At 63.5% G+C, this 19,270-nt stretch carries 16 protein-coding genes, 1 tRNA gene and 1 pseudogene; 7 read left to right on the top strand and 11 right to left on the bottom strand.

Going from position 1 to position 19,270, the window contains the following annotated elements; translation table 11 throughout:
• Positions 1-20 precede the first annotated feature (20 nt).
• Positions 21-1,433: a magnesium transporter gene (gene mgtE / locus EB815_RS19325; protein ID WP_056572675.1), complete on the bottom strand. Its 1,413-nt coding sequence runs from the start codon at positions 1,431-1,433 to the stop codon at positions 21-23.
• Between the two features lie 420 nt (positions 1,434-1,853).
• Between mgtE and EB815_RS19320 the strand changes: the two genes are divergently transcribed.
• The 6 genes and pseudogenes from EB815_RS19320 to EB815_RS34145 form a co-directional block, all read left to right on the top strand.
• On the top strand, positions 1,854-2,474 hold the full coding sequence (locus EB815_RS19320; RefSeq protein ID WP_056573493.1) for a response regulator transcription factor: 621 nt from the start codon (positions 1,854-1,856) through the stop codon (positions 2,472-2,474).
• 123 nt (positions 2,475-2,597) lie between these two features.
• Positions 2,598-3,788 (top strand): aminotransferase class V-fold PLP-dependent enzyme, encoded by a 1,191-nt coding sequence (locus EB815_RS19315; RefSeq protein ID WP_056572677.1) that lies wholly within the window; start codon positions 2,598-2,600, stop codon positions 3,786-3,788.
• A gap of 11 nt (positions 3,789-3,799) precedes the next feature.
• A complete protein-coding gene (locus tag EB815_RS19310; RefSeq protein ID WP_056572679.1) occupies positions 3,800-4,753 on the top strand; it encodes an HpcH/HpaI aldolase/citrate lyase family protein in 954 nt (317 codons plus the stop codon).
• Between the two features lie 38 nt (positions 4,754-4,791).
• Positions 4,792-5,976: a malate--CoA ligase subunit beta gene (locus EB815_RS19305; protein ID WP_056572681.1), complete on the top strand. Its 1,185-nt coding sequence runs from the start codon at positions 4,792-4,794 to the stop codon at positions 5,974-5,976.
• Between the two features lie 128 nt (positions 5,977-6,104).
• Positions 6,105-7,004 carry a succinate--CoA ligase subunit alpha gene (gene sucD / locus EB815_RS19300; protein ID WP_056572683.1) on the top strand — a complete coding sequence of 300 codons (900 nt, stop codon included), beginning with the start codon at positions 6,105-6,107 and terminating at the stop codon, positions 7,002-7,004.
• Between the two features lie 52 nt (positions 7,005-7,056).
• Positions 7,057-7,347 (top strand): annotated as a pseudogene (locus tag EB815_RS34145) (hypothetical protein); the annotation flags it as partial.
• A 59-nt stretch (positions 7,348-7,406) separates the two neighbouring features.
• Here the strand turns inward: EB815_RS34145 and EB815_RS19295 are convergent.
• Positions 7,407-7,491 (bottom strand) — tRNA-Leu (locus EB815_RS19295).
• Between the two features lie 226 nt (positions 7,492-7,717).
• On the opposite strand from EB815_RS19295, the gene lipB reads away from it, so the two are divergent.
• Positions 7,718-8,461 (top strand): lipoyl(octanoyl) transferase LipB, encoded by a 744-nt coding sequence (gene lipB, locus EB815_RS19290; RefSeq protein WP_056572841.1) that lies wholly within the window; start codon positions 7,718-7,720, stop codon positions 8,459-8,461.
• Positions 8,462-8,482: 21 nt separating this feature from the next.
• Here the strand turns inward: lipB and EB815_RS19285 are convergent, their stop codons facing one another.
• From EB815_RS19285 to nuoN, 9 genes are all read right to left on the bottom strand, one after another.
• Entirely contained in the window at positions 8,483-9,733 is a 1,251-nt protein-coding gene (locus tag EB815_RS19285) for a peptidase M50 (protein ID WP_056572844.1), read from the bottom strand.
• A gap of 791 nt (positions 9,734-10,524) precedes the next feature.
• Positions 10,525-11,205 carry an ABC transporter ATP-binding protein gene (locus EB815_RS19280; RefSeq protein WP_056572847.1) on the bottom strand — a complete coding sequence of 227 codons (681 nt, stop codon included), beginning with the start codon at positions 11,203-11,205 and terminating at the stop codon, positions 10,525-10,527.
• Positions 11,205-12,491 carry a lipoprotein-releasing ABC transporter permease subunit gene (locus tag EB815_RS19275; protein ID WP_056572849.1) on the bottom strand — a complete coding sequence of 429 codons (1,287 nt, stop codon included), beginning with the start codon at positions 12,489-12,491 and terminating at the stop codon, positions 11,205-11,207. The genes EB815_RS19280 and EB815_RS19275 overlap by 1 nt, the downstream gene beginning before the upstream one ends.
• Positions 12,488-13,816 carry a proline--tRNA ligase gene (gene proS, locus EB815_RS19270; RefSeq protein WP_056572852.1) on the bottom strand — a complete coding sequence of 443 codons (1,329 nt, stop codon included), beginning with the start codon at positions 13,814-13,816 and terminating at the stop codon, positions 12,488-12,490. The genes EB815_RS19275 and proS overlap by 4 nt, the downstream gene beginning before the upstream one ends.
• A 654-nt stretch (positions 13,817-14,470) precedes the next feature.
• The gene (locus EB815_RS19265) at positions 14,471-14,755 is read right to left on the bottom strand and encodes a DUF1467 family protein (protein ID WP_010910093.1); all 285 of its coding nucleotides are present in this window, start codon (positions 14,753-14,755) and stop codon (positions 14,471-14,473) included.
• Positions 14,752-15,156, bottom strand: a complete 405-nt coding sequence (mce, locus tag EB815_RS19260) for a methylmalonyl-CoA epimerase (protein WP_056572855.1) — start codon at positions 15,154-15,156, stop codon at positions 14,752-14,754. The genes EB815_RS19265 and mce overlap by 4 nt, the downstream gene beginning before the upstream one ends.
• Before the next feature lie 77 nt (positions 15,157-15,233).
• Positions 15,234-16,904, bottom strand: a complete 1,671-nt coding sequence (locus tag EB815_RS19255) for a ribonuclease J (protein ID WP_056572858.1) — start codon at positions 16,902-16,904, stop codon at positions 15,234-15,236.
• Positions 16,905-16,997: 93 nt separating this feature from the next.
• On the bottom strand, positions 16,998-17,819 hold the full coding sequence (locus EB815_RS19250) for a biotin--[acetyl-CoA-carboxylase] ligase (RefSeq protein ID WP_056572862.1): 822 nt from the start codon (positions 17,817-17,819) through the stop codon (positions 16,998-17,000).
• 4 nt (positions 17,820-17,823) lie between these two features.
• Positions 17,824-19,260: an NADH-quinone oxidoreductase subunit NuoN gene (gene nuoN / locus EB815_RS19245; RefSeq protein WP_056572864.1), complete on the bottom strand. Its 1,437-nt coding sequence runs from the start codon at positions 19,258-19,260 to the stop codon at positions 17,824-17,826.
• Positions 19,261-19,270 lie beyond the last annotated feature (10 nt).

Raw genomic sequence — 19,270 nt, 5'->3', positions numbered from 1 at the left:
CGTAAAAGTCAATTGAGCGGCTACCTCACGCCGAACCACCAGCTTGCAAGGCCAAGGAAAGCGAAAAAGCCGACGCAGTCGGTGACGGTGGTGACGAAAACCGCCGACGCCACGGCCGGGTCGATCTTGAACCGGTCGAGCAGCAGCGGGATCAGGATGCCGGCAAGTGCGGCCGCGAACATATTGATGATCATCGCCGCTCCGATGATCCCGCCCAGATTGGGATCGCGAAACCAGACGGCGGCGACGATGCCGATCAGAACGGCAAAGACGATGCCGTTGATGAAGCCCACGCCCATTTCGCGGCGGATGATACGGGCGGCATTGTAGATGTCGAGGTCCTTCGTCGCCAGCGCCCGCACGGTGACGGTCATGGTCTGCGAACCGGCATTGCCGCCCATGCCGGCCACGATCGGCATCAGCACGGCGAGCGCCACGATCCGCTCGATCGTGTGGTCGAACAGGCCGATCACCGATGCCGCCAGAAATGCCGTGACAAGGTTGACTAGCAGCCAGGGAACGCGCGAACGCGAGGTGGCAAACACCGTGTCGGAGAGTTCCTCGTCGCCGACGCCGCCCATGCGCAGCAGATCTTCCTCCGCTTCCTGCTGGATGACGTCGACGACATCATCGATGGTCAGCACGCCGACCAGCCGCTCATTCTCGTCGACGACCGCGGCTGACAAGAGATCGTACTGCTCGAACTCCCGCGCCGCCTCTTCCTGGTCCATGGTGGCCGGGATGGCGTGGCGCGTCTCGTGCATGACGTCCTCGACCTTGACCGCGCGCTTGGTGCGCAGGATCTGGTCGAGGTCGATGGCCCCCAACAGCTTGAAGGTCGGATCGATGACGAAGATCTGGCTGAAGCGCTCAGGCAGGTTCTTGTCCTCGCGCATGTAGTCGATGGTCTGGCCGATGGTCCAGAACGGCGGCACCGCGACGAACTCGGTCTGCATGCGCCGCCCGGCGGTCTCTTCGGGATAGTCGAGAGAGCGGCGCAGCCTGATCCGTTCGGTGAACGGCAGCTGCGACAGGATCTCGTCCTGGTCTTCCTTTTCGAGATCTTCGAGAATGTAGACCGCGTCGTCGGAATCGAGTTCCTGCACCGCCTGCGCGATCTGTGCATTGGGCAGGTGATCGACGATCTCCATGCGGATCGCCTCGTCGACCTCGGTCAGCGCGGAAAAGTCGAAATCGGTGCCCAGCAGCTCGACCAGGGCCTGCCGCTGTTCGGGATGCAGCGCCTCGATCAGGTCGCCGAGTTCAGACTGGTGCAGATGGTCGACTTCATGCTTGAGGGTCAGCGTATCGCGATCGGCGATCGCGGCCCCGATCTGGGCAAGGAAGGACGGAAGGACCGCACCGTCCTCGCCATAGATATCGGCCCGGGCATCGTCAGCCGCCTTGGCGGAGGTCGTCTGCTTGTCCTCCACCACCGCCTCCCGCCATCCCGGAAAAATTGTGCCTTCAGGTCTAGAGCATCGGCCCCTAAAGCGGAAACCGGTTTCTCGGAAATCGACATCTCGCGTACAGACGCGATTCGATCCGAGAATTTATCGCTCTAAGGCACGGAATATCAAACGAAACGCCTGCTCCACGTCGCCCTATGAGTGTATCGCGGATGCCGGGCCTGGCAATGCCTATCCATCAAGGACCAGCCAATCCCGGCTTCAGACGGCGCGACAGCCGATGTCGCTGGGGAAAGAGCACCCCGGCGCGATTGGGGCAGAATTGTCATGATACGGGTCCAGGCCTGAAGCCTGACCTGTGCGTTGCGGATAACCAGCCCAGGACAAAAACGGCCCTTGAACAGCAAGCCCGGGAAAACGAGCAAGGCAGTTGGCGACCGGCGCATGCGCATTGTCGTCGCCGAGCGCAATCCATTCGTCATATCGGCGCTGCGCGAAATGCTCGAATGCGACGGCCGCTTCGACCTGTTGAACACCGTGCAGAGCGGCAGGCAGTTCCTGGACCTGGCGGCGAAGGGTGGGTTCGACGTCGCTGTCATCGGCTGGAAGCTCGCCGACATGGACGGCGCCGATGTGCTGGCCGAGGTCCAGAGCCGCAAGCTCGACGTGCGCATTACCGTCTTTTCCAACGACCATGATATCGGCATCCTGAAGCAATGCGTGCGGCTCGGCGCCCAGGGCTACTGTTTCCAGTTCGACGACCCAGCCATCATCTTCGACACGATCCTGGCGGTCGCGCATGGACGCATCTGCATCCCCTATATCGACATCAACAAGGTCAACGACACGCCGCTCGCGCAGCTCACCGTGCGCGAACGCGAGCTGCTGGCGGTGCTTTCCGACGGCTGGACCAATCTGCAGATCGCCACGCGGACCGGCATTTCCGAGAACACGGTGAAATATCACCTGAAGAATCTCTACGACAAGCTCGACGTCCGTAACCGGGCGATGGCCGTCGCGCTCTATGCGCGAGAGAGGCGTACCCAGAAGCAGCCTTTCGGGTAGGCTGACCGGGTAGGCCCGCCCCACCCGCGGGCGGCGAGATCTTACCCGCCAAGGTGTTGTTGGCTTTAGCCGTCGAAACGAAACTCCCCCCACCGCTTTGCTGGATCAGGAGGAGTTCGCATCATGGCCGGTTTCACCCATCTTTTCATTCCCGGGCCGACCAACATCCCCGAACAGGTCCGGCAGGCGATGAACCTGCCGATGGAGGATATGCGCGCCGCGTCCTTCCCCGATCTCACCTTGCCGCTGTTCGAGGACATCAAACGCGTTTTCAAGAACGAGACCGGGCGCGTCTTCATCTACCCGTCCTCCGGCACCGGCGCCTGGGAAGCAGCGATGACCAATGTCCTCAGCCCCGGCGACCGCGTGCTGATGTCGCGCTTCGGCCAGTTCTCGCATCTGTGGGTCGACATGGCCGAGCGCCTCGGCTTCGAGGTCGACGTGATCGACTGCGAATGGGGAACCGGCGTGCCGCTTGAGCTCTATGCCGAGCGGCTGAAGGCCGACAAGACACATCGCATCAAGGCCGTCTTCTGCACGCAGAACGAGACAGCGACGGGCGTGACCAGCGACGTCGCCGGCTGCCGCGCCGCGCTTGACGACGCAAACCACCCTGCCCTGCTGTTCGTCGACGGCGTATCGTCGATCGGCTCGATCGACTTCCGGCAGGAAGAATGGGGCGTCGACTGCGCCGTCAGCGGCTCGCAGAAAGGCTTCATGCTGCCCGCCGGTCTCGGCTTCCTGTCGGTGAGCAAGAAGGCGCTCGTCGCTTCGAGGAGCGCCACCCACCGGCGCTGCTTCTTCTCCTTCGAGGACATGATCCGCGCCAACGACGCCGGCTACTTCCCTTATACGCCGGCGACGCAGCTGCTGCGCGGCCTGCGCGCTTCGCTCGACCTGATCGCCGAGGAAGGGCTGGAGAACATCTTTGCCCGCCATCATCGCCTCGCCGAAGGCGTGCGCAAGGCGGTCGATGCCTGGGGCCTGAAACTCTGCGCCAAGGCGCCGAAATGGCATTCCGACACGGTGAGCGCCATTCTGGTGCCTGAAGGCATCGACAGCGGCGACGTCGTCAAGCGCGCCTACCGCACCTACCAGACTTCGCTCGGCGGCGGCCTCAACAAGGTGATGGGCAAGGTCTTCCGCATCGGCCATCTCGGCTGGCTGAACGAGGTGATGGTGCTCGCCTCGCTTTCGGCGGCCGAAATGGCGCTGCTCGATTGCGGCGTGCGGCTGGCCCCTGGCTCCGGCGTCGGCGCCGCCATCCAGCATTTCCGCGCCTCGGCCGCCGTGCCGGTCGCCGAAGCAGCCTGAGGGACCAGACGATGAGCCACACCATCAACCACCTCAGGAAATTGAGACTCCAGCGCAGCGAGCTGGCGGTTCCCGGCTCCAGCCCGGAGATGATCGACAAGGCAGCCAACAGCGCCGCCGACTTCGTCTTCCTCGACATCGAGGACGCGGTCGCACCGCCCGACAAGGAACGCGCCCGCAAGAACATCATCCAGGCGCTCAACGATATCGACTGGCGCGCCAAGGGCAAGACCGTCTCGGTGCGCATCAATGGGCTGGACACCCACTACATGTACCGCGACGTCGTCGACGTGATGGAACAGGCCGGCGACCGGCTGGACACCATTCTGGTGCCGAAGGTCGGCGTGCCGGCCGATCTCTACATGGTCGAGGCCATGGTCAACCAGATCGAGATGGCCAAGGGTTTCAAGACCCGTGTCGGCTTGGAAGCCCTGATCGAGACCGCGCTCGGCATGGCCAATGTCGAGGCGATTGCCGCGACGCCTGGCCGGCTGGAAGCCATGCATTTCGGCGTTGCCGACTATGCGGCGAGCTGCAAGGCGCGCACCGTCAATATTGGCGGCCTCAACCCCGACTATCCCGGCGACCAGTGGCATTTCGCGCTGTCGCGGATGACCGTCGCCTGCCGCGCCTACGGCTTGCGCGCCATCGACGGACCATTCGGCGATTTCTCCGATCCGGAAGGCTACATCGCCGGGGCAAAACGCGCCGCCGCCCTCGGCATCGAAGGCAAATGGGCGATCCACCCCTCGCAGATCGCGCTCGCCAACGACGTCTTCTCGCCGCCGGAAAAGGAAGTCGCGCGGGCCAGGCGCATCCTCGAGGTGCTCAAGGAAGCCGAGGCCCTGGGAAAAGGCGCCGCCGCACTCGACGGCAAGATGATCGACGCCGCGTCGGAACGCATGGCGCGCAATGTGCTGGTGGTCAACGAGGCCATCGAACGCGCCGGCCAACTGACCAGCTGACGACCGCGCCAAGTATTGACGGTTCAGGGAGGACAACAATGGACATCCACGAATATCAGGCCAAGGAACTGCTCGCTCGCCACGGCGTGCATGTACCGCGCGGCGGGCTGGCCTACAGCCCCGAGCAGGCGACCTACCGGGCGCGCGAGATCGGCGGCGGCAAATGGGTCTTGAAGGCGCAGGTTCACTCAGGCGCCCGCGGCAAGGCCGGCGGCATAAAACTGTGCGCCAATGACGAGGAGATCTCCAGCGCAGCCGAAGCAATGCTCGGGCGCAAGCTGGTGACCCAGCAGACCGGCCCGCGCGGCAAGCTGATCTCCAGGCTCTATCTCGAGGAGGCGGTCGATATCGCGCAGGAGCTCTATGTCGGCTTCGTCCTCGACCGCAAGGAAGAGCGCGTGATGATCGTGGCCTCGGCCGCCGGCGGCATGGAAATCGAGGACATCGTCGAGAAGGCCCCTGATTCCATCCTGCGCACCTCGGTCGATCCCGGCGTCGGCATGCAGCGTTTCCAGGCCCGCGAGATCGCCTTTGGGCTGGGCCTCGATCATGACCTGATCGGCAAGGCGACCGAGACCATCTTCAGCTGCTACCAGGTGTTCCGCGACTACGACGCCTCGATGCTGGAGATCAATCCGCTGGTGGTGACGCGCGACGGCAATCTGATCGCGCTCGACGCCAAGATGTCGTTCGACGAGAACGCGCTGTTCCGCCGCCCGGAAATCTCCGAACTGCGCGACAAGAGCCAGGAAGACCCGCGCGAAACCTTCGCCAGCGACCGTGGCCTCTCCTATGTCGGCCTCGACGGCAACATCGGCTGCATCATCAATGGCGCGGGGCTCGCCATGGCGACCATGGACATGATCAAGATCGCCGGCGGCGAGCCTGCCAATTTCCTCGATATTGGCGGCGGGGCGTCGCCGGAGCGGGTGGCGAAATCCTTCCGCGCCGTGCTCGGCGACAAGAATGTCGAGACCATCCTGGTCAACATCTTCGCCGGCATCAACCGCTGCGACTGGGTCGCGGAGGGCGTCATCAAGGCGATACGCGAGGTCGGCGTCACCGTACCGCTGGTGGTGCGGCTCTCCGGCACCAAGGCCGAGGAAGGACGCCGCATCCTGGCCGATTCCGGCGAGGCGGTGATCGTCGCCGACACACTTGCCGAAGCCGCCGAAAAAGCCGTCGCCGCCTGGCGCGCGGCCGCCAAGAAAAAAGCAGCCTAGAGTCGGATGATTTCAGGTCGATTCGACTTGAAATCTGAATCCGTCTCTAAAATCAAACAGATAGAGCATGATGTCGCCCGAAAACCTCTTCACACTTTTCGGCATCATGCTCTAGGGAGGTCGAAAAAATGGCAATCCTGCTCAACCGCAGCACCCGGGTCATCGTCCAGGGTTTCACCGGCAAGATCGGCAGCTTCCATGCCGAGGACATGAAGCGATACGGCACCAAGCTTGTCGGCGGCGTCACCCCCGGCAAGGGCGGCCAGACGCATCTCGGCCTGCCCGTCTTCAACACCGTCAAGGGCGCGGTGCGCGAAACCCGCGCCGAGGCGAGCATCGTCTTCGTGCCGCCGCCCTTCGCCGCCGATTCGATCATGGAGGCCGCCGATGCTGGCATAAAACTCTGCGTCTGCATCACCGACGGCATCCCCTCGCAGGACATGATGCAGGTCAAGCGCTACATGCGCCGCTACCGCTTCGAGGATCGCATGCGGCTGATCGGCCCGAACTGCGCCGGCGTCATCACGCCCGGGCAAGCACTGATGGGCATCATGCCAGGCTCTATCTACCTGCCCGGCCGCGTCGGCATTGTCGGCCGCTCCGGCACGCTCGGCTACGAAGCGGCCTCGCAGATGAAGGCGCTCGGCATCGGCGTGTCGACCAGCGTCGGCATCGGCGGCGACCCGATCAACGGCTCCTCCTTCAAGGACATGCTGAAACTCTTCGAGCAGGACGACGACACCGACGCCGTGGTGATGATCGGTGAGATCGGCGGACCGCAGGAAGCCGAAGCCGCGATCTGGGCGCGCGACAACATGCGCAAGCCCCTGATCGCCTACATTGCCGGCCTCTCCGCTCCGAAAGGCCGCCGCATGGGCCACGCCGGCGCCATCATCTCGGCCTTCGGCGAGTCGGCGCAGGAGAAGGTCGAAATCCTGAAGGAGGCAGGCGTCATCATCGTGCCGACGCCGTCGACGTTTGGCGAAGTGGTGGCCGATACGCTGGCGCGGATGAAGAAGGCGGCGTGATCTCAAGAAATCTGGGCAGTCGCTCGCCAGACATTTTTGCGGGAGGAACATTGATGTCCGGCACATCGAGGATCTGATCGACGAGACCCCTGACCTATCTGCGCAACGACGTATCGACGGAAAAGCTGCAGCGGGCCGATATTGCCAGCGTGCTGCAAACCGTCTGCGCCGAATTCTCCGATGTCGGGTTCGCGGTTTCCTATTCCGGACCGGACAGATCCAGGGCCACGGCGGCAACATCGAGTTGCACGACAACCAGCCAACCGGCCTCGTCGTTACCGTCGATCTGCCGAACGAACCAAACGTCCAGCCGCTACAGAGCGGCGCCGCACTCGGGGCCTGATGATCGCAGGATTGCCGGAGGTGATTTCACGAGATCCGAAGGCCCGCTTCGGGAAATATTGGTGCGGTCGAGAAGACTCGAACTTCCACGGGTTGCCCCACAGCGACCTCAACGCTGCGCGTCTACCAATTCCGCCACGACCGCACGTGGTAGGAGCCGGAACCGACCGGCTCGCGGCGTGTAGCAAATCGTTTCCGGCGAAACAAGTGCGCCGCACGCAATAATCTCAAGCGATTGGCATAACGGTCCACAGGATTGGAATGAAGGGCCGGAACTGGACGTTTCCAGCGATTGACGCCATATGGAGACGGATGCATGTCGCCCTAAAGTGCAAGCGGATCGCGACGGCATAAGTGAAAAACGAAAAGCCATGACAGAACGCAGCCAGATCGCCACCTCGTTCCTGCCGCTCCCCGGTTCAGCACCGGTCGAGTGGCGCATCGAGCCTGGCCTTACCGCCTATCCCGATGCGCTTGCCTTCATGGAGACGCGTGCCGAGGCGATACGCGGCGGGGCCGCCAGCGAAATGGTCTGGCTGGTCGAACATCCGCCGCTCTACACCGCCGGCACCAGTGCGCGCGTCGAGGACCTGATCGATCCCGACCGGTTCCCGGTCTTTTCGGCCGGTCGCGGCGGCGAATACACTTATCATGGGCCGGGCCAGCGGGTAGCTTATGTCATGCTGGACCTGAAACGGCGGCGCGAGGATGTGCGCGCCTTCGTCGCCGCGCTCGAACAGTGGATCATCGGCACGCTCGCCGCCTTCAACGTGCGCGGCGAACGCCGCGAGGACCGGGTCGGCGTCTGGGTGGTGCGGCCCGATCGCACTGCCTTGCCGGACGGTTCGCCGGCCGAGGACAAGATCGCGGCGATAGGTATCCGGCTGCGGCGCTGGGTGAGTTTTCACGGCATCGCCATCAATGTCGAACCGGATCTCGACCATTTCAGCGGCATCGTGCCCTGCGGCGTGCAGGACCACGGTGTCACCAGCCTCGTCGACCTCGGCCTTCCCATTGGCATGGCCGACCTCGATCTGGCGCTGAAATCAGCCTTCGAGGATGTTTTCGGTCCCGCCGTGGCTGCGCCCGCCGAGCCAGTCCGAAGGACTGGTTGAACCTTTCGGGTTCAACATGGTTCAAAGCAACTGCGCCGACGCCCACAGCACGCCGCAGCCATGGATGACGAACACCGCCAGCAGCGCACCGGCGATGGCGAAGCGGTCGACCGTGCGGATCGGTTCCAGCTCGTGGCGTGGCTTGACCCCGCTGCCCATGGTCAGCAGGCTGAGGATTGAAAAGACGGCTCCCGCCGCGAGCAGGAAGCCGGAGGAAAAGCCGGCCCGCCACCCCACCGCCAGGAAAGCCGAGAGCAGGAAGAACGAGGCCAGCGCCAGTGCGATCGGCCCCGGACAGATCTGGCGCAACACCTGGCCGCCGTCGAACTTCCACACCGGCACCAGATTGGCGATGTTGAACAAGGCGGCGCAGCCCGCCAGCGCCGCCAGCAGCGCGGCCGCGGCCTTGTGCCCCTCGCCGCCCGCAAGCGCGCTGGCGGCAATGACGATCGGCACCAGGAAGGCGGAGAAGCCCGCCCCCATCAGCGCCACGAAGGCCACTTCGAAACGGCTGTTGTAAGGCCTGCCGCCAATGGCGACCCCGCCGAGCAGCGGGATGAAGATCATCCGCGCCTTGCGGTGGCCCATCAGCCGGAACGCCGCCATATGGCCGAGTTCATGCAGGGCCACGACCGAGGTAAGGATCGAGGCGAGCGCCAGCCCGCCGAGGTGGAGCCCGAAGAACGGCCACAGCATCAATGCCGACAGCACGGCAAACCCAACCTGGCTGAGCGGATGCTCGAACCAGCCGCCCTTGCGATACTGACCGGTTAGCGCCCAGCGTTGCAGCTTGGACAGCTCGCGGCGCATGGCGAAGTAACGGAACACCAGAAAGGCAACGCCGCGGTAGCGATCCGTCTGGCTGAGCGTCACCCGCGTGCCACCGTCTTCGGAGACGAGTTCGGCGGTTTCGCGATAGTCTTTCCAGAACGAGGCGTCGAGCGCGGTATCCTCGACGACACGCATCGAGAAGCGGCTGCCTTCGACGACATCGTCAAACCGTGCCCTGCGTTCGATCGGCCTGCCGTCGCGGCCTTCCCACGACAGCATGATGCGGGACACGCCCTCCCCGTCCAGCGCCCCCGCCGACAGGATCTCGCCGGACCAGCCGGCATCGCTGCCAAGCGGCCACAGCGCCGGCCAGAGGCGCTGACGGTCCACCGCAATCAAGCGGCTCATCCTGACCGTGCGCAAACCAAGCGGCGCGGTCATCAAGAGAAAGATCAGCCCGAGATTGCTGGCCACCAGAATGGCCGTGACGATGGGCGACACCTGGACGTTGCTCCTGCCTTGAGGCGCATCCTAGCGTCGAGGCGGCAAGAAAGGTTTAACGGAGGAGCGGTCCGCCCGACGGCGGAAACAGTGGCGATCAACGCCGCCGGATCACATGGCGCCGATCCAGATCGCCATGGAAATGAGGAATGTGCTCATGCAAACCAGTGAGATGACATCCTGAACCAGATCGGTCATAACTCTCTCCTGTTGTTGATATGTTCGCAATTTGTTCTAATTTTGTTTCAATGTCAACGAGCAGAATCCGACCGCATCCGGAATCTCCGGCGATCAGATTGGCAGGGTTAAGAAAAGGTTGACGCTGCGGGACCTATCAAGATCTCAGGAAGATGTCGGGCGACGCCACCTTCCCCGTAACGTATGGATGAGGCTTTTGCAGTTCCTGCGCGATTCAAGCGTTGCCTCGCCTGCTGTAAGCTGTGTTAACGCCTGCTTACGCTCAATCTCAGCCCAGACAATAGTGGGTAAACCGTACGACTACCGAGTGATGGACGTGGGCCAACACGAAGGCGCCAATAAAGCTGACCGCTGGCGAAAGCGCATGAGACAAGGCCGCCGGTGGCGCCTCTCGCGCAACTTTGTAACCTGGCTGCTGATCCTGGTGATGATCGCGATCTCTTCCACCCTGATCGCACGGAATGCTCACTGGCGGTTCTGAGCCCGGGTGACCTTCGGAGAGGCCAGAATCCCCGACGGCAACCTGCATTCGCGGAAATCTCGCCGGAGCTTGTCCAGGTTGGCCCCACTCCCGCGGCGAACATCGACGTGCCCTACAGCGGCACGACCTTGCCGTCGGCGAGCGTGACGCGCCGGTCCATGCGCGATGCCAGTTCGTGATTGTGGGTGGCGATCAGCGCGGCCAGACCCGACTGCCGCACCAGCGCCTCCAGGGCTTCGAACACATAGGAGGCGGTGACCGGATCGAGATTGCCGGTCGGCTCGTCGGCCAGCAGCACCAGCGGCGCATTGGCAACGGCACGCGCGATGGCGACGCGCTGCTGCTCACCGCCGGACAATTCGGCCGGCCGGTGCGAGGCGCGCTTGCCGATCTGCATGTAATCGAGCAGCTGGGCGGCGCGCTCGGCCGCTTCCTTGCGCGGCAGGCCCTTGATCAGCTGCGGCATCATGATGTTTTCCAGCGCGGAAAACTCGGGCAGCAGATGATGGAACTGGTAGACGAAGCCGACATCGTTGCGTCGGATCGACGTGCGCTCGTCGTCGGACAGCCGACCGCAGGCCCGTCCGGACAGGATCACGTCGCCGGCATCGGGGCGCTCCAGCAGGCCGGCCGTATGCAGCAGCGTCGACTTGCCGGTGCCCGACGGCGCAACCAGCGCTACCATCTCGCCGCGCCGCAGCGAGAAATCGGCGCCGTTCAGGATGGTGAGCTTGCGCGGCCCCTGGACATAGTGCCGCTCGACGCTCTTCAGCTCGATAATGACCTCGGCCACTACTCGTACCTCAAGGCTTCGACCGGATCGAGGCGGGCGGCCCGCCACGCCGGAAACACGGTCGCCAGGAACGACAGGCCGAGCGCCATGATGATGACATAGGTGGTCTCGCGCGGATCCATCTTCGCCGGCAGCTGGCTGAGGAAGTAGAGCTCCGGATTGAACAGCACCTTGCCGGTCATCCAGGAGAAGAACTGCCGGATCGATTCGATGTTGGTGCAGATCAGCACCCCGAGCAGCACGCCAGCGAGCGTGCCGGTGACGCCGATCGCCGCGCCGGTCATCAGGAAAATGCGCAAGATCGCGCCGCGCGAGGCGCCCATGGTGCGCAGGATGGCGATATCGTGCCCCTTGTCCTTCACCAGCATGATCAGCCCGGAAATGATGTTGAGCGCCGCCACCAGCACGATCAGCGTCAGGATCATGAACATGACGTTGCGCTCGACCTGCAGGGCGGAAAAAAAGGTCTCGTTGCGCTGGCGCCAGTCGACGATGTCGATGGGCCGTTGCGCCGCCTCCTCCACCTTCGGCTTCAGCGCGTCGACATTGTCGGGATTGTCGACATAGATCTCGATCGTCTGCGCGCGTCCATCCATGTTGAAATAGAGCTGCGCTTCCGAGAACGGCATGTAGACGATGGAGCTGTCATATTCCGACATGCCGACTTCGAAGATCGCCGCGATCTTGTAGCCCTTCATGCGCGGCGTGGTGCCCAGCGGCGTCACGTCACCATCGGGCGAGATCAAGGTGATGGTATCGCCGAGCGTCAGCCCGAGATTCTCGGCCATGCGCTTGCCGATGGCGACGCCTTCGCCCGAGTCGAAATCGGCGAGCGTGCCTTGTTTGACGTTGCTGGCGACGATGGCGATCTTGCCGAGATCCTCTCCGCGTATGCCGCGCACCAGCGCGCCGGTGCCGCCACCGACATTGCCTTGCGCCAGCACCTGGCCGTCGATCAGCGGGATGGCGTATTTGATGCCGGGCACGCCGTTGATGCGGCCAGCGACCTGGGCGTAATCCTCGAGCGGCGAATCAAGCGGCTGTACTATCAGATGGCCGTTGACGCCGAGGATGCGGGTCAAAAGCTCGGCCCGGAACCCGTTCATCACGGCCATGACGACGATCAGCGTCGCCACCCCCAGCATGATGCCGAGGAAGGAGATCGAGGCGATGACCGAGATCACCGTCTCCTTGCGCCGCGAGCGCAAATAGCGCCACGCCACCGTGCGTTCGAAGATGGAGAAAGGGCCGGCGCCCGCCGATCTTGCCGCAGCCGCCTCGCTCATGCGGCGGCACCGAAGCGTTTTTTGGCATCGGCGATCGGCAGCGTCACCCGCTCGCCGGTCTTGCGATTCTTGATCTCGACCTCGCCAGCGGCCACGCCGCGCGGCCCGACGATCACCTGCCAGGGCAGGCCGATCAGGTCGGCTGTGGCGAACTTGCCGCCCGGTCGCTGGTCGGTGTCGTCATAGAGCACATCCTTGCCGCTGGCTGCGAAGGCGGCATGGAGCTCGTCACAGACGCGGTCGCAGTCGGCGTCGCCCACCTTCATGTTGATCAGACCGATGTCGAACGGCGCCACGGCGTCCGGCCAGATGATGCCGTTCTCGTCATGGCTGGCTTCGATGATCGCCGCGACAAGCCGCGACGGGCCGATGCCGTAGGAGCCGCCGGAGACGAAATGATCCTTGCCGTCGGGCCCGGTCACCTTGGCGCCCATGGGCTTCGAATATTTGTCGCCGAAATGGAAGATGTGGCCAACCTCGATGCCCCGAGCCGAGACCCGGTCCGCTTCACCGAGCTTGTCCCACGCCGCCTCATCATGCATCTCGTCGGTGGCCGCGTAAGGCGTCGTCCAGGTTTTGACGATGTCCGATATCTCGGCGTCATTGGCGAAGTCGGTGTTTTCGCCAGGCACCTGGAGCGACAGATAATCGCGATCGCAATAGACCTGGCTCTCGCCGGTGTCCGCCAGGATGATAAATTCGTGGCTGAGATCGCCACCGATCGGCCCGGTGTCGGCGCGCATCGGGATTGCCTGAAGGCCCATGCGCGTGAAGGTCCTGAGATAGGACACGAACATCCTGTTGTAGGCCGCCCTCGCGCCTTCGAAGTTGAGGTCGAAGGAATAGGCGTCCTTCATCAGGAATTCGCGTGAGCGCATGACGCCGAAGCGCGGCCGCACCTCGTCACGGAACTTCCATTGGATGTGGTAGAGATTGAGCGGCAGGTCCTTGTAGGACTTGACGTAGGCGCGGACGATCTCGGTGACCACTTCCTCATTGGTCGGGCCGTAGAGCATGTCGCGGTCCTGGCGATCCTTGATGCGCAGCATCTCCTTGCCGTAGTCGTCATAGCGGCCGCTTTCGCGCCACAGATCGGCCGACTGGATGGTCGGCATCAGGATCTCCAGCGCGCCGGCGCGGTTCTGCTCCTCGCGGATGATCTGGCAAACCTTGTCCAGCACCCGCTTGCCGAGTGGCAGCCAGGAAAAACTGCCCTGCCCCTGCTGGCGGATCATGCCGGCACGCAGCATCAGCCGGTGCGAGACGATCTCGGCCTCACGCGGATTTTCTTTGAGGATAGGCAGGAAATAGCGCGACAAACGCATGGACTGGTCCGTGAATGAGAATGGTCGCGCCAGAATCGGTGCGACGCAGGCTTGCTTGACCCGGCTTCATAGCCATTTCATGGCGGAATGGAAACCCGGCCATCGCGGCACATCAGCGCGTTGCGGCCCGGAAACCTCCGGTTTCCGGGCCAAGCCGCGCGGGCAGTTCAGCCACCGAACCTCTTGGCGTTCGGCCTCGAATTCTTTGCGCACGTCAATTCAAAACATGCCGCAACAGCTCCTCTTTGCCTTACTGGTCGTTTCGAAAGCAAGGCATGCCATACTATTGTGCAGTGCAGCACGAGAATGCCTGTTTCGAGGCAAAATTCTTCGTGACATTTTCATTCGGCTTAGGCTAGTGTGCCGCGATAACCGAGAGGGCGGAGAAAAATCTGCCCTCCTACGCGGTCAAAGTCTTGGGAGGATGCGATCTAGGCGCGGTTACTCGCTGCCGCCGGAAACCGGAAACAGATCGGACGCGTTTAATTGCAAGGCCTCGTGCCTTGCATTTTTTTTGTGCAATCATCTGGTTAGCGCGGCGAGTTGCCAGGCTACTTTACCCTGCGTCAGCAAGCATGGAGCCGCCAAGCATGGCGACGTCCCGATCCCTTCCGCTGCGGCTCGTACGGTATCGAAGCGCCCTAGCCGGGTGCTCTATTTTGCCGGTGTCTGGCCGAAATCCGGCACGATGTGCGGGATGTCGTTGAGGCTGTATCCCAGGCCATGCGTCAGGCCATAAAAAATGCCCATCAGGATCGCCGTGGCGATGGTGGTGCGGATGACCGCACGCAGCATGTGCGGGCCACGCGGCGCGCTTGGAACCGTGCCCAGCGTCACGTCATGATCGTCGTCCTGTGTCCTGACGCTGAACGGCAGGACGGCGAACAGCACCACCCACCACGTCGCGAAAAACAGGGCGGTGAACGAAACCCAGCTCATGATTGCTCCAGTTCGATCAGCGTGCCGAAGAAATCCTTCGGATGCAGGAACAGCACCGGCTTGCCATGGGCACCGGTCTTCGGGTTGCCGTCGCCCAGCACGCGAGCGCCAGCGGCCTTGAGCTGATCACGCGCGGCCAGGATGTCGTCGACCTCGTAGCAGAGGTGGTGCATGCCGCCGGACGGGTTCTTCGCAAGGAACGCCGCGATTGGCGAGCATTCGCCCAAGGGCTCCAGCAATTCGATCTTGGTGTTGCCGACATTGACGAACACCACCGTGACGCCATGCTCCGGCAAAGCCTGCGGCTCCGTCACTTCGGCGCCCAGCGTGTTGCGGTAGGCGGCAACCGCCGCCGCCAGATCCGGCACCGCAAGCGCGACATGGTTCAACCGTCCAAGCATGGAATGCTCCGTATCAGGGCAGTGTGGCAATAGGGAAGACGGATCAGAGCTGACCGCATTCCTACTGCCCCCTCCCTTCATCTCGTAACAAACACCGTCACCAGCGGCTTCTTGCCCCAGGCTTCGTTGGCCGCACCGCGCACCGCGCGCCGCACGGCCTCCTGCACGAGGTCCAGGTCTTTCCGGCGCTGACGGGGAATCGAGTCGACCGCGCCGACCGCCGCATCGATCATCAGGTCTTCGAGCGTCTCGCCGCTGGCATCGGCCTCGGCGACGCCGATGGCGACCAGGTCGGGATCGCCGGCCAGCTCATATTTGTCGTCCAGCACGACATTGACCGCGACATGGCCGGCAAAGGACAATTTGCGCCGGTCGCGGATGCCCATCGCCTGGTCGGTACCGATCAGCTTGCCGTCCTTGTAGATGCGGCCGAACGGCACCTGGTCGATGATGGTGGCGGGACCGGGGGCGAGCCTCAGCATATCGCCGTCGCGCACCTGCGCCACCTGGCCGATGCCGGAGGTCGACATCAGCGATCCCTGCGCCACCAGATGCGCCGCCTCGCCGTGCACGGGAACGCCGATCTGTGGGCGCACCCATTCATACATCTTGCGCAGCTCGCTGCGCCGGGGGTGGCCGGAGACATGCACCAGCGCGTCGCCGTCCTCGATGATCTTGATGCCGAGATCGATAAGGCGGTTCTTGATCTCGAGGATCGCCTTTTCATTGCCGGGAATGGTGCGCGAGGAAAACACCACCGTGTCACCCGCCGTCAGCGATACCGATTTCATCTCGTCGCGCGACAGTTTTGCAAGTGCCGCCAGCGGCTCGCCTTGGCTGCCGGTACAGATGATGACCAGGTTTTCGCGCGGAATGAAGCCGAAATCCTCCTCGGCGATGAACTCCGGAAGGCCGTCCATATAGCCGAGTTCGTCGGCGACATCGATGACGCGCTTCAGCGAACGGCCAAGCACCAGGCATTGGCGGCCGGCATCGCGTGCCGCCCTGGCGATGGAAACGATGCGCCCGACATTGGAGGAGAAGGTGGTCACGGCGACGCGGCCCTTGGCGGCCTGGATGACGCCCTTCAGCCCCTCGCCGACGGCGACTTCCGAAGGCGACTCGCCTTCGCGCAGCGCATTGGTCGAATCGCAGATCAGCGCCAGCACGCCCTTGTCGCCATAGGCGCGGAAACGCGCCTCGTCGGTCTTGGGTCCGATCGTCGGCTCCGGATCGATCTTCCAGTCGCCTGTGTGGATGACGGTACCAGCTGGCGTGGTGATGGCCAGCGACATCGGCTCGGGGATGGAGTGCGCCACCGGAATGGCCTCGATCTCGAACGGGCCGACGGTGAATTTCTCGCCAGCCCGGTAGATCGTCAGCGGGATCTTGGCTGCTCCCTGCTCGCCCTGGCGCTTGGCTTCCAGCAGCCCGGCGCTGAACGGCGTCATCCACACCGGCGCCTTCAGCTTCGGCCAGATGTCGAGCAGCGCGCCGTAATGATCCTCGTGCGCGTGGGTGATGATGATGCCGCGCAGATTGGCGAGGTTCTCCTCGATGAAGCGCGTGTCGGGCAGGATCAGGTCGACGCCCGGATGCGCCGCGTCTGGAAAGGTGACACCGACATCGATGACAATCCATTCGCGCGCGCTCGGCGGGCCGTAGCCGTAGAGGGCGAAGTTCATACCGATCTCGCCGACACCGCCGAGCGGCACGAAGACGAGTTCGGCGTTTTCCGCTTTCGCCATGATTTTTCCCTTCCTGGCCCTCAGGCCAAGCCGTTAAAGCAATTCCAGGAAAAGCGTCTAACGATTTTCCGTCCGGAATTGCGCAAGGACAAACTATACCCCGGCGGAAGCCACCGCGCCGAAATGCACATCGCCGGCAGCGATCGTCAGAACCGCCCCTTCATCGTCGCGGATCACGAAACGGCAATCCTCGTCAATGGTCTCGAACACCCCACGCACCACATTACCGTCAATTCTGACAGCAACCTCGCCGCCGAGTCCCGCCGCGCGCGCCAGCCAGCGTCTCCTGATGGCTGAAAGTCCGCGCCCCTCATCCCACAGGCGGGCATTCTCGCTCCAGGCATCCGACAGCGCCAGGAACAGCGTTTCGGCATCGCATGTCGCGCCGAGCGCTTGGAGTGATGTCGCGGGATACGGCAAATCCGTGGGATGCGCCACCACATTGACGCCGATGCCCACCGCCACGGCGAAACGGCCGCCGTCCAGCATCGCCGACTCCAGCAGGATGCCGGCCAGCTTGGCGCCGGAGGCCAGAACGTCGTTCGGCCATTTCAACTCGAAACGGTTTTGTCCCTGGCTTGCGCCATCAAGTCCGATGGCGATGCGGCCTTTCGGCACCACGGCATCCAGTGCATCGGCGAGCGACAGACCGGCGACGAAACCCAACGTCGCGGCAAGGCGAAGTTCACCGCCGGTGATGACAAGCAGGGTCGCTGCCAGATTGCCTTCGGGCGAGACCCAGGCACGACCGCGCCGGCCACGCCCGCTTTCCTGCTTTTTGGAAACGACCCACAGCTTGCCCGGGTCGCCTGCCCGGGCGTGGTCCAGCGCCACCGTATTGGTGGAGCCGACGCTGTCATGGGCCTCGAGCCGGAAGCCTTCCGACGCCGAGGTTGGGGCCAGCCGAAATGCCATCCCGTCAGAAAAATGTCTTGGCGGCGGCTTCGGCATAGGTGCCGATCGGCCCGCCGATCAGCACATAGAACAGCACGAAGGCGCCGGAGACGCCGAGCACGAGGCGCAATTCGCCGGCCATGGGGACGAAGCCGCCGACCGGTTCGTCGAACCACATGATCTTGATGATGCGCAGGTAGTAGTAAGCGCCCACCACCGAGGCCAGCACGCCTATGATCGCCAGCGCGTAGAGGTTGGCGTTGATGGCGGCGAGGAAGACGTACCACTTCCCCCAGAAGCCGGCGAGCGGCGGGATGCCGGCCAGCGAGAACATCAGGATGGTCAGGATGGTCGCCATGACCGGGTTGGTCGAGGCTAGGCCGGCCAGGTCGCTGATCTGTTCGACATTGCCTTCCTTGCGCCGCATGGCGAGGATGAACGCGAAGGTGCCCAGCGTCATCACCAGGTAGATCAGCATGTAGATGGCGACGCCACGCACGCCGGCCTGGCTGTTGGCGGCAAGGCCGACCAGCGCGTAGCCCATATGGCCGATCGAGGAATAGGCCATCAGCCGCTTGATGTTGGTCTGGCCGATCGCGGCAAAGGCGCCGAGCGCCATCGAGGCGATCGAGATGAAGACGATGATCTGCTGCCAATCGGCGGCGATCGGCTTGAACGCGCCCATGGTGACGCGCACGATCAGCGCCATCGCCGCCATCTTGGGGGCCGCCGCCAGGAACGCGGTCACCGGTGTCGGCGCGCCTTCATAGACGTCGGGCGTCCACATGTGGAACGGCACCGCCGAGATCTTGAAGGCAAGGCCGGCCAGCACGAAGACCAGACCGAAGACGAGGCCCAGCTGGCGCTCGCCGCTGCCCAGCGCCGTGGCGATTTCCTGGAAGCCGGTGTTGCCGGTATAGCCATAGACCAGGCTGATGCCATACAGCAGCATGCCCGACGACAGCGCGCCGAGGACGAAGTATTTCAGGCCGGCCTCGGTCGAACGCAGATTGTCGCGGTTGATCGCCGCCAGCACGTAGATCGCCAGTGACTGCAGCTCGAGGCCGAGATAGAGCCCGATCATGCCGTTGGCCGAGATCATCAGCATCATGCCCAGCGTGCACAGCAGGATCAGCACCGGATACTCGAACTTGTCGAAACGCTCCGCCTTGGCAAAGCGCATCGACATGATCAGCGTCACCGCCGAGCCGACCAGCGACAGCACCTTCATGAAGCGAGCGAAGGGATCCTGGATGAAGGCATTGCCATAGGCGTTGCCCTGCCCGGTCCGGAAGATCAGCCAGACGCCTGCGATAACCAGAACGGCGACCGCAAGGCCGCTCACCGTATTGGCGGTGTTGGAGCGCGAATAGGCCCCGACCATCAGCAGCGCGAGCGCGCCGATGGCAAGGATCAGCTCGGGCATCGAGAGCGACAGGCTGGAGAGAAGGTCCGGCGTCATGGTTCGCAAA

This window comes from Mesorhizobium loti, from assembly GCF_013170705.1.
In the GTDB taxonomy this organism is placed as follows: Bacteria; Pseudomonadota; Alphaproteobacteria; order Rhizobiales; family Rhizobiaceae; genus Mesorhizobium; species Mesorhizobium loti_D.
The sequence above is the reverse complement of the archived record's forward strand: the minus strand, read 5'-3'. Positions and strand labels throughout refer to the sequence as shown.

Coding starts and splice junctions, on each gene's coding strand:
- EB815_RS19320 (WP_056573493.1), top strand. CDS start 1,854: ATGCGCATTGTCGTCGCCGAGCGCAATCCATTCGTCATATCGGCGCTG.
- EB815_RS19315 (WP_056572677.1), top strand. CDS start 2,598: ATGGCCGGTTTCACCCATCTTTTCATTCCCGGGCCGACCAACATCCCC.
- EB815_RS19310 (WP_056572679.1), top strand. CDS start 3,800: ATGAGCCACACCATCAACCACCTCAGGAAATTGAGACTCCAGCGCAGC.
- EB815_RS19305 (WP_056572681.1), top strand. CDS start 4,792: ATGGACATCCACGAATATCAGGCCAAGGAACTGCTCGCTCGCCACGGC.
- sucD (WP_056572683.1), top strand. CDS start 6,105: ATGGCAATCCTGCTCAACCGCAGCACCCGGGTCATCGTCCAGGGTTTC.
- lipB (WP_056572841.1), top strand. CDS start 7,718: ATGACAGAACGCAGCCAGATCGCCACCTCGTTCCTGCCGCTCCCCGGT.
- EB815_RS19275 (WP_056572849.1), bottom strand. CDS start 12,491: ATGAGCGAGGCGGCTGCGGCAAGATCGGCGGGCGCCGGCCCTTTCTCC.
- proS (WP_056572852.1), bottom strand. CDS start 13,816: ATGCGTTTGTCGCGCTATTTCCTGCCTATCCTCAAAGAAAATCCGCGT.
- EB815_RS19265 (WP_010910093.1), bottom strand. CDS start 14,755: ATGAGCTGGGTTTCGTTCACCGCCCTGTTTTTCGCGACGTGGTGGGTG.
- mce (WP_056572855.1), bottom strand. CDS start 15,156: ATGCTTGGACGGTTGAACCATGTCGCGCTTGCGGTGCCGGATCTGGCG.
- EB815_RS19255 (WP_056572858.1), bottom strand. CDS start 16,904: ATGGCGAAAGCGGAAAACGCCGAACTCGTCTTCGTGCCGCTCGGCGGT.
- EB815_RS19250 (WP_056572862.1), bottom strand. CDS start 17,819: ATGGCATTTCGGCTGGCCCCAACCTCGGCGTCGGAAGGCTTCCGGCTC.
- nuoN (WP_056572864.1), bottom strand. CDS start 19,260: ATGACGCCGGACCTTCTCTCCAGCCTGTCGCTCTCGATGCCCGAGCTG.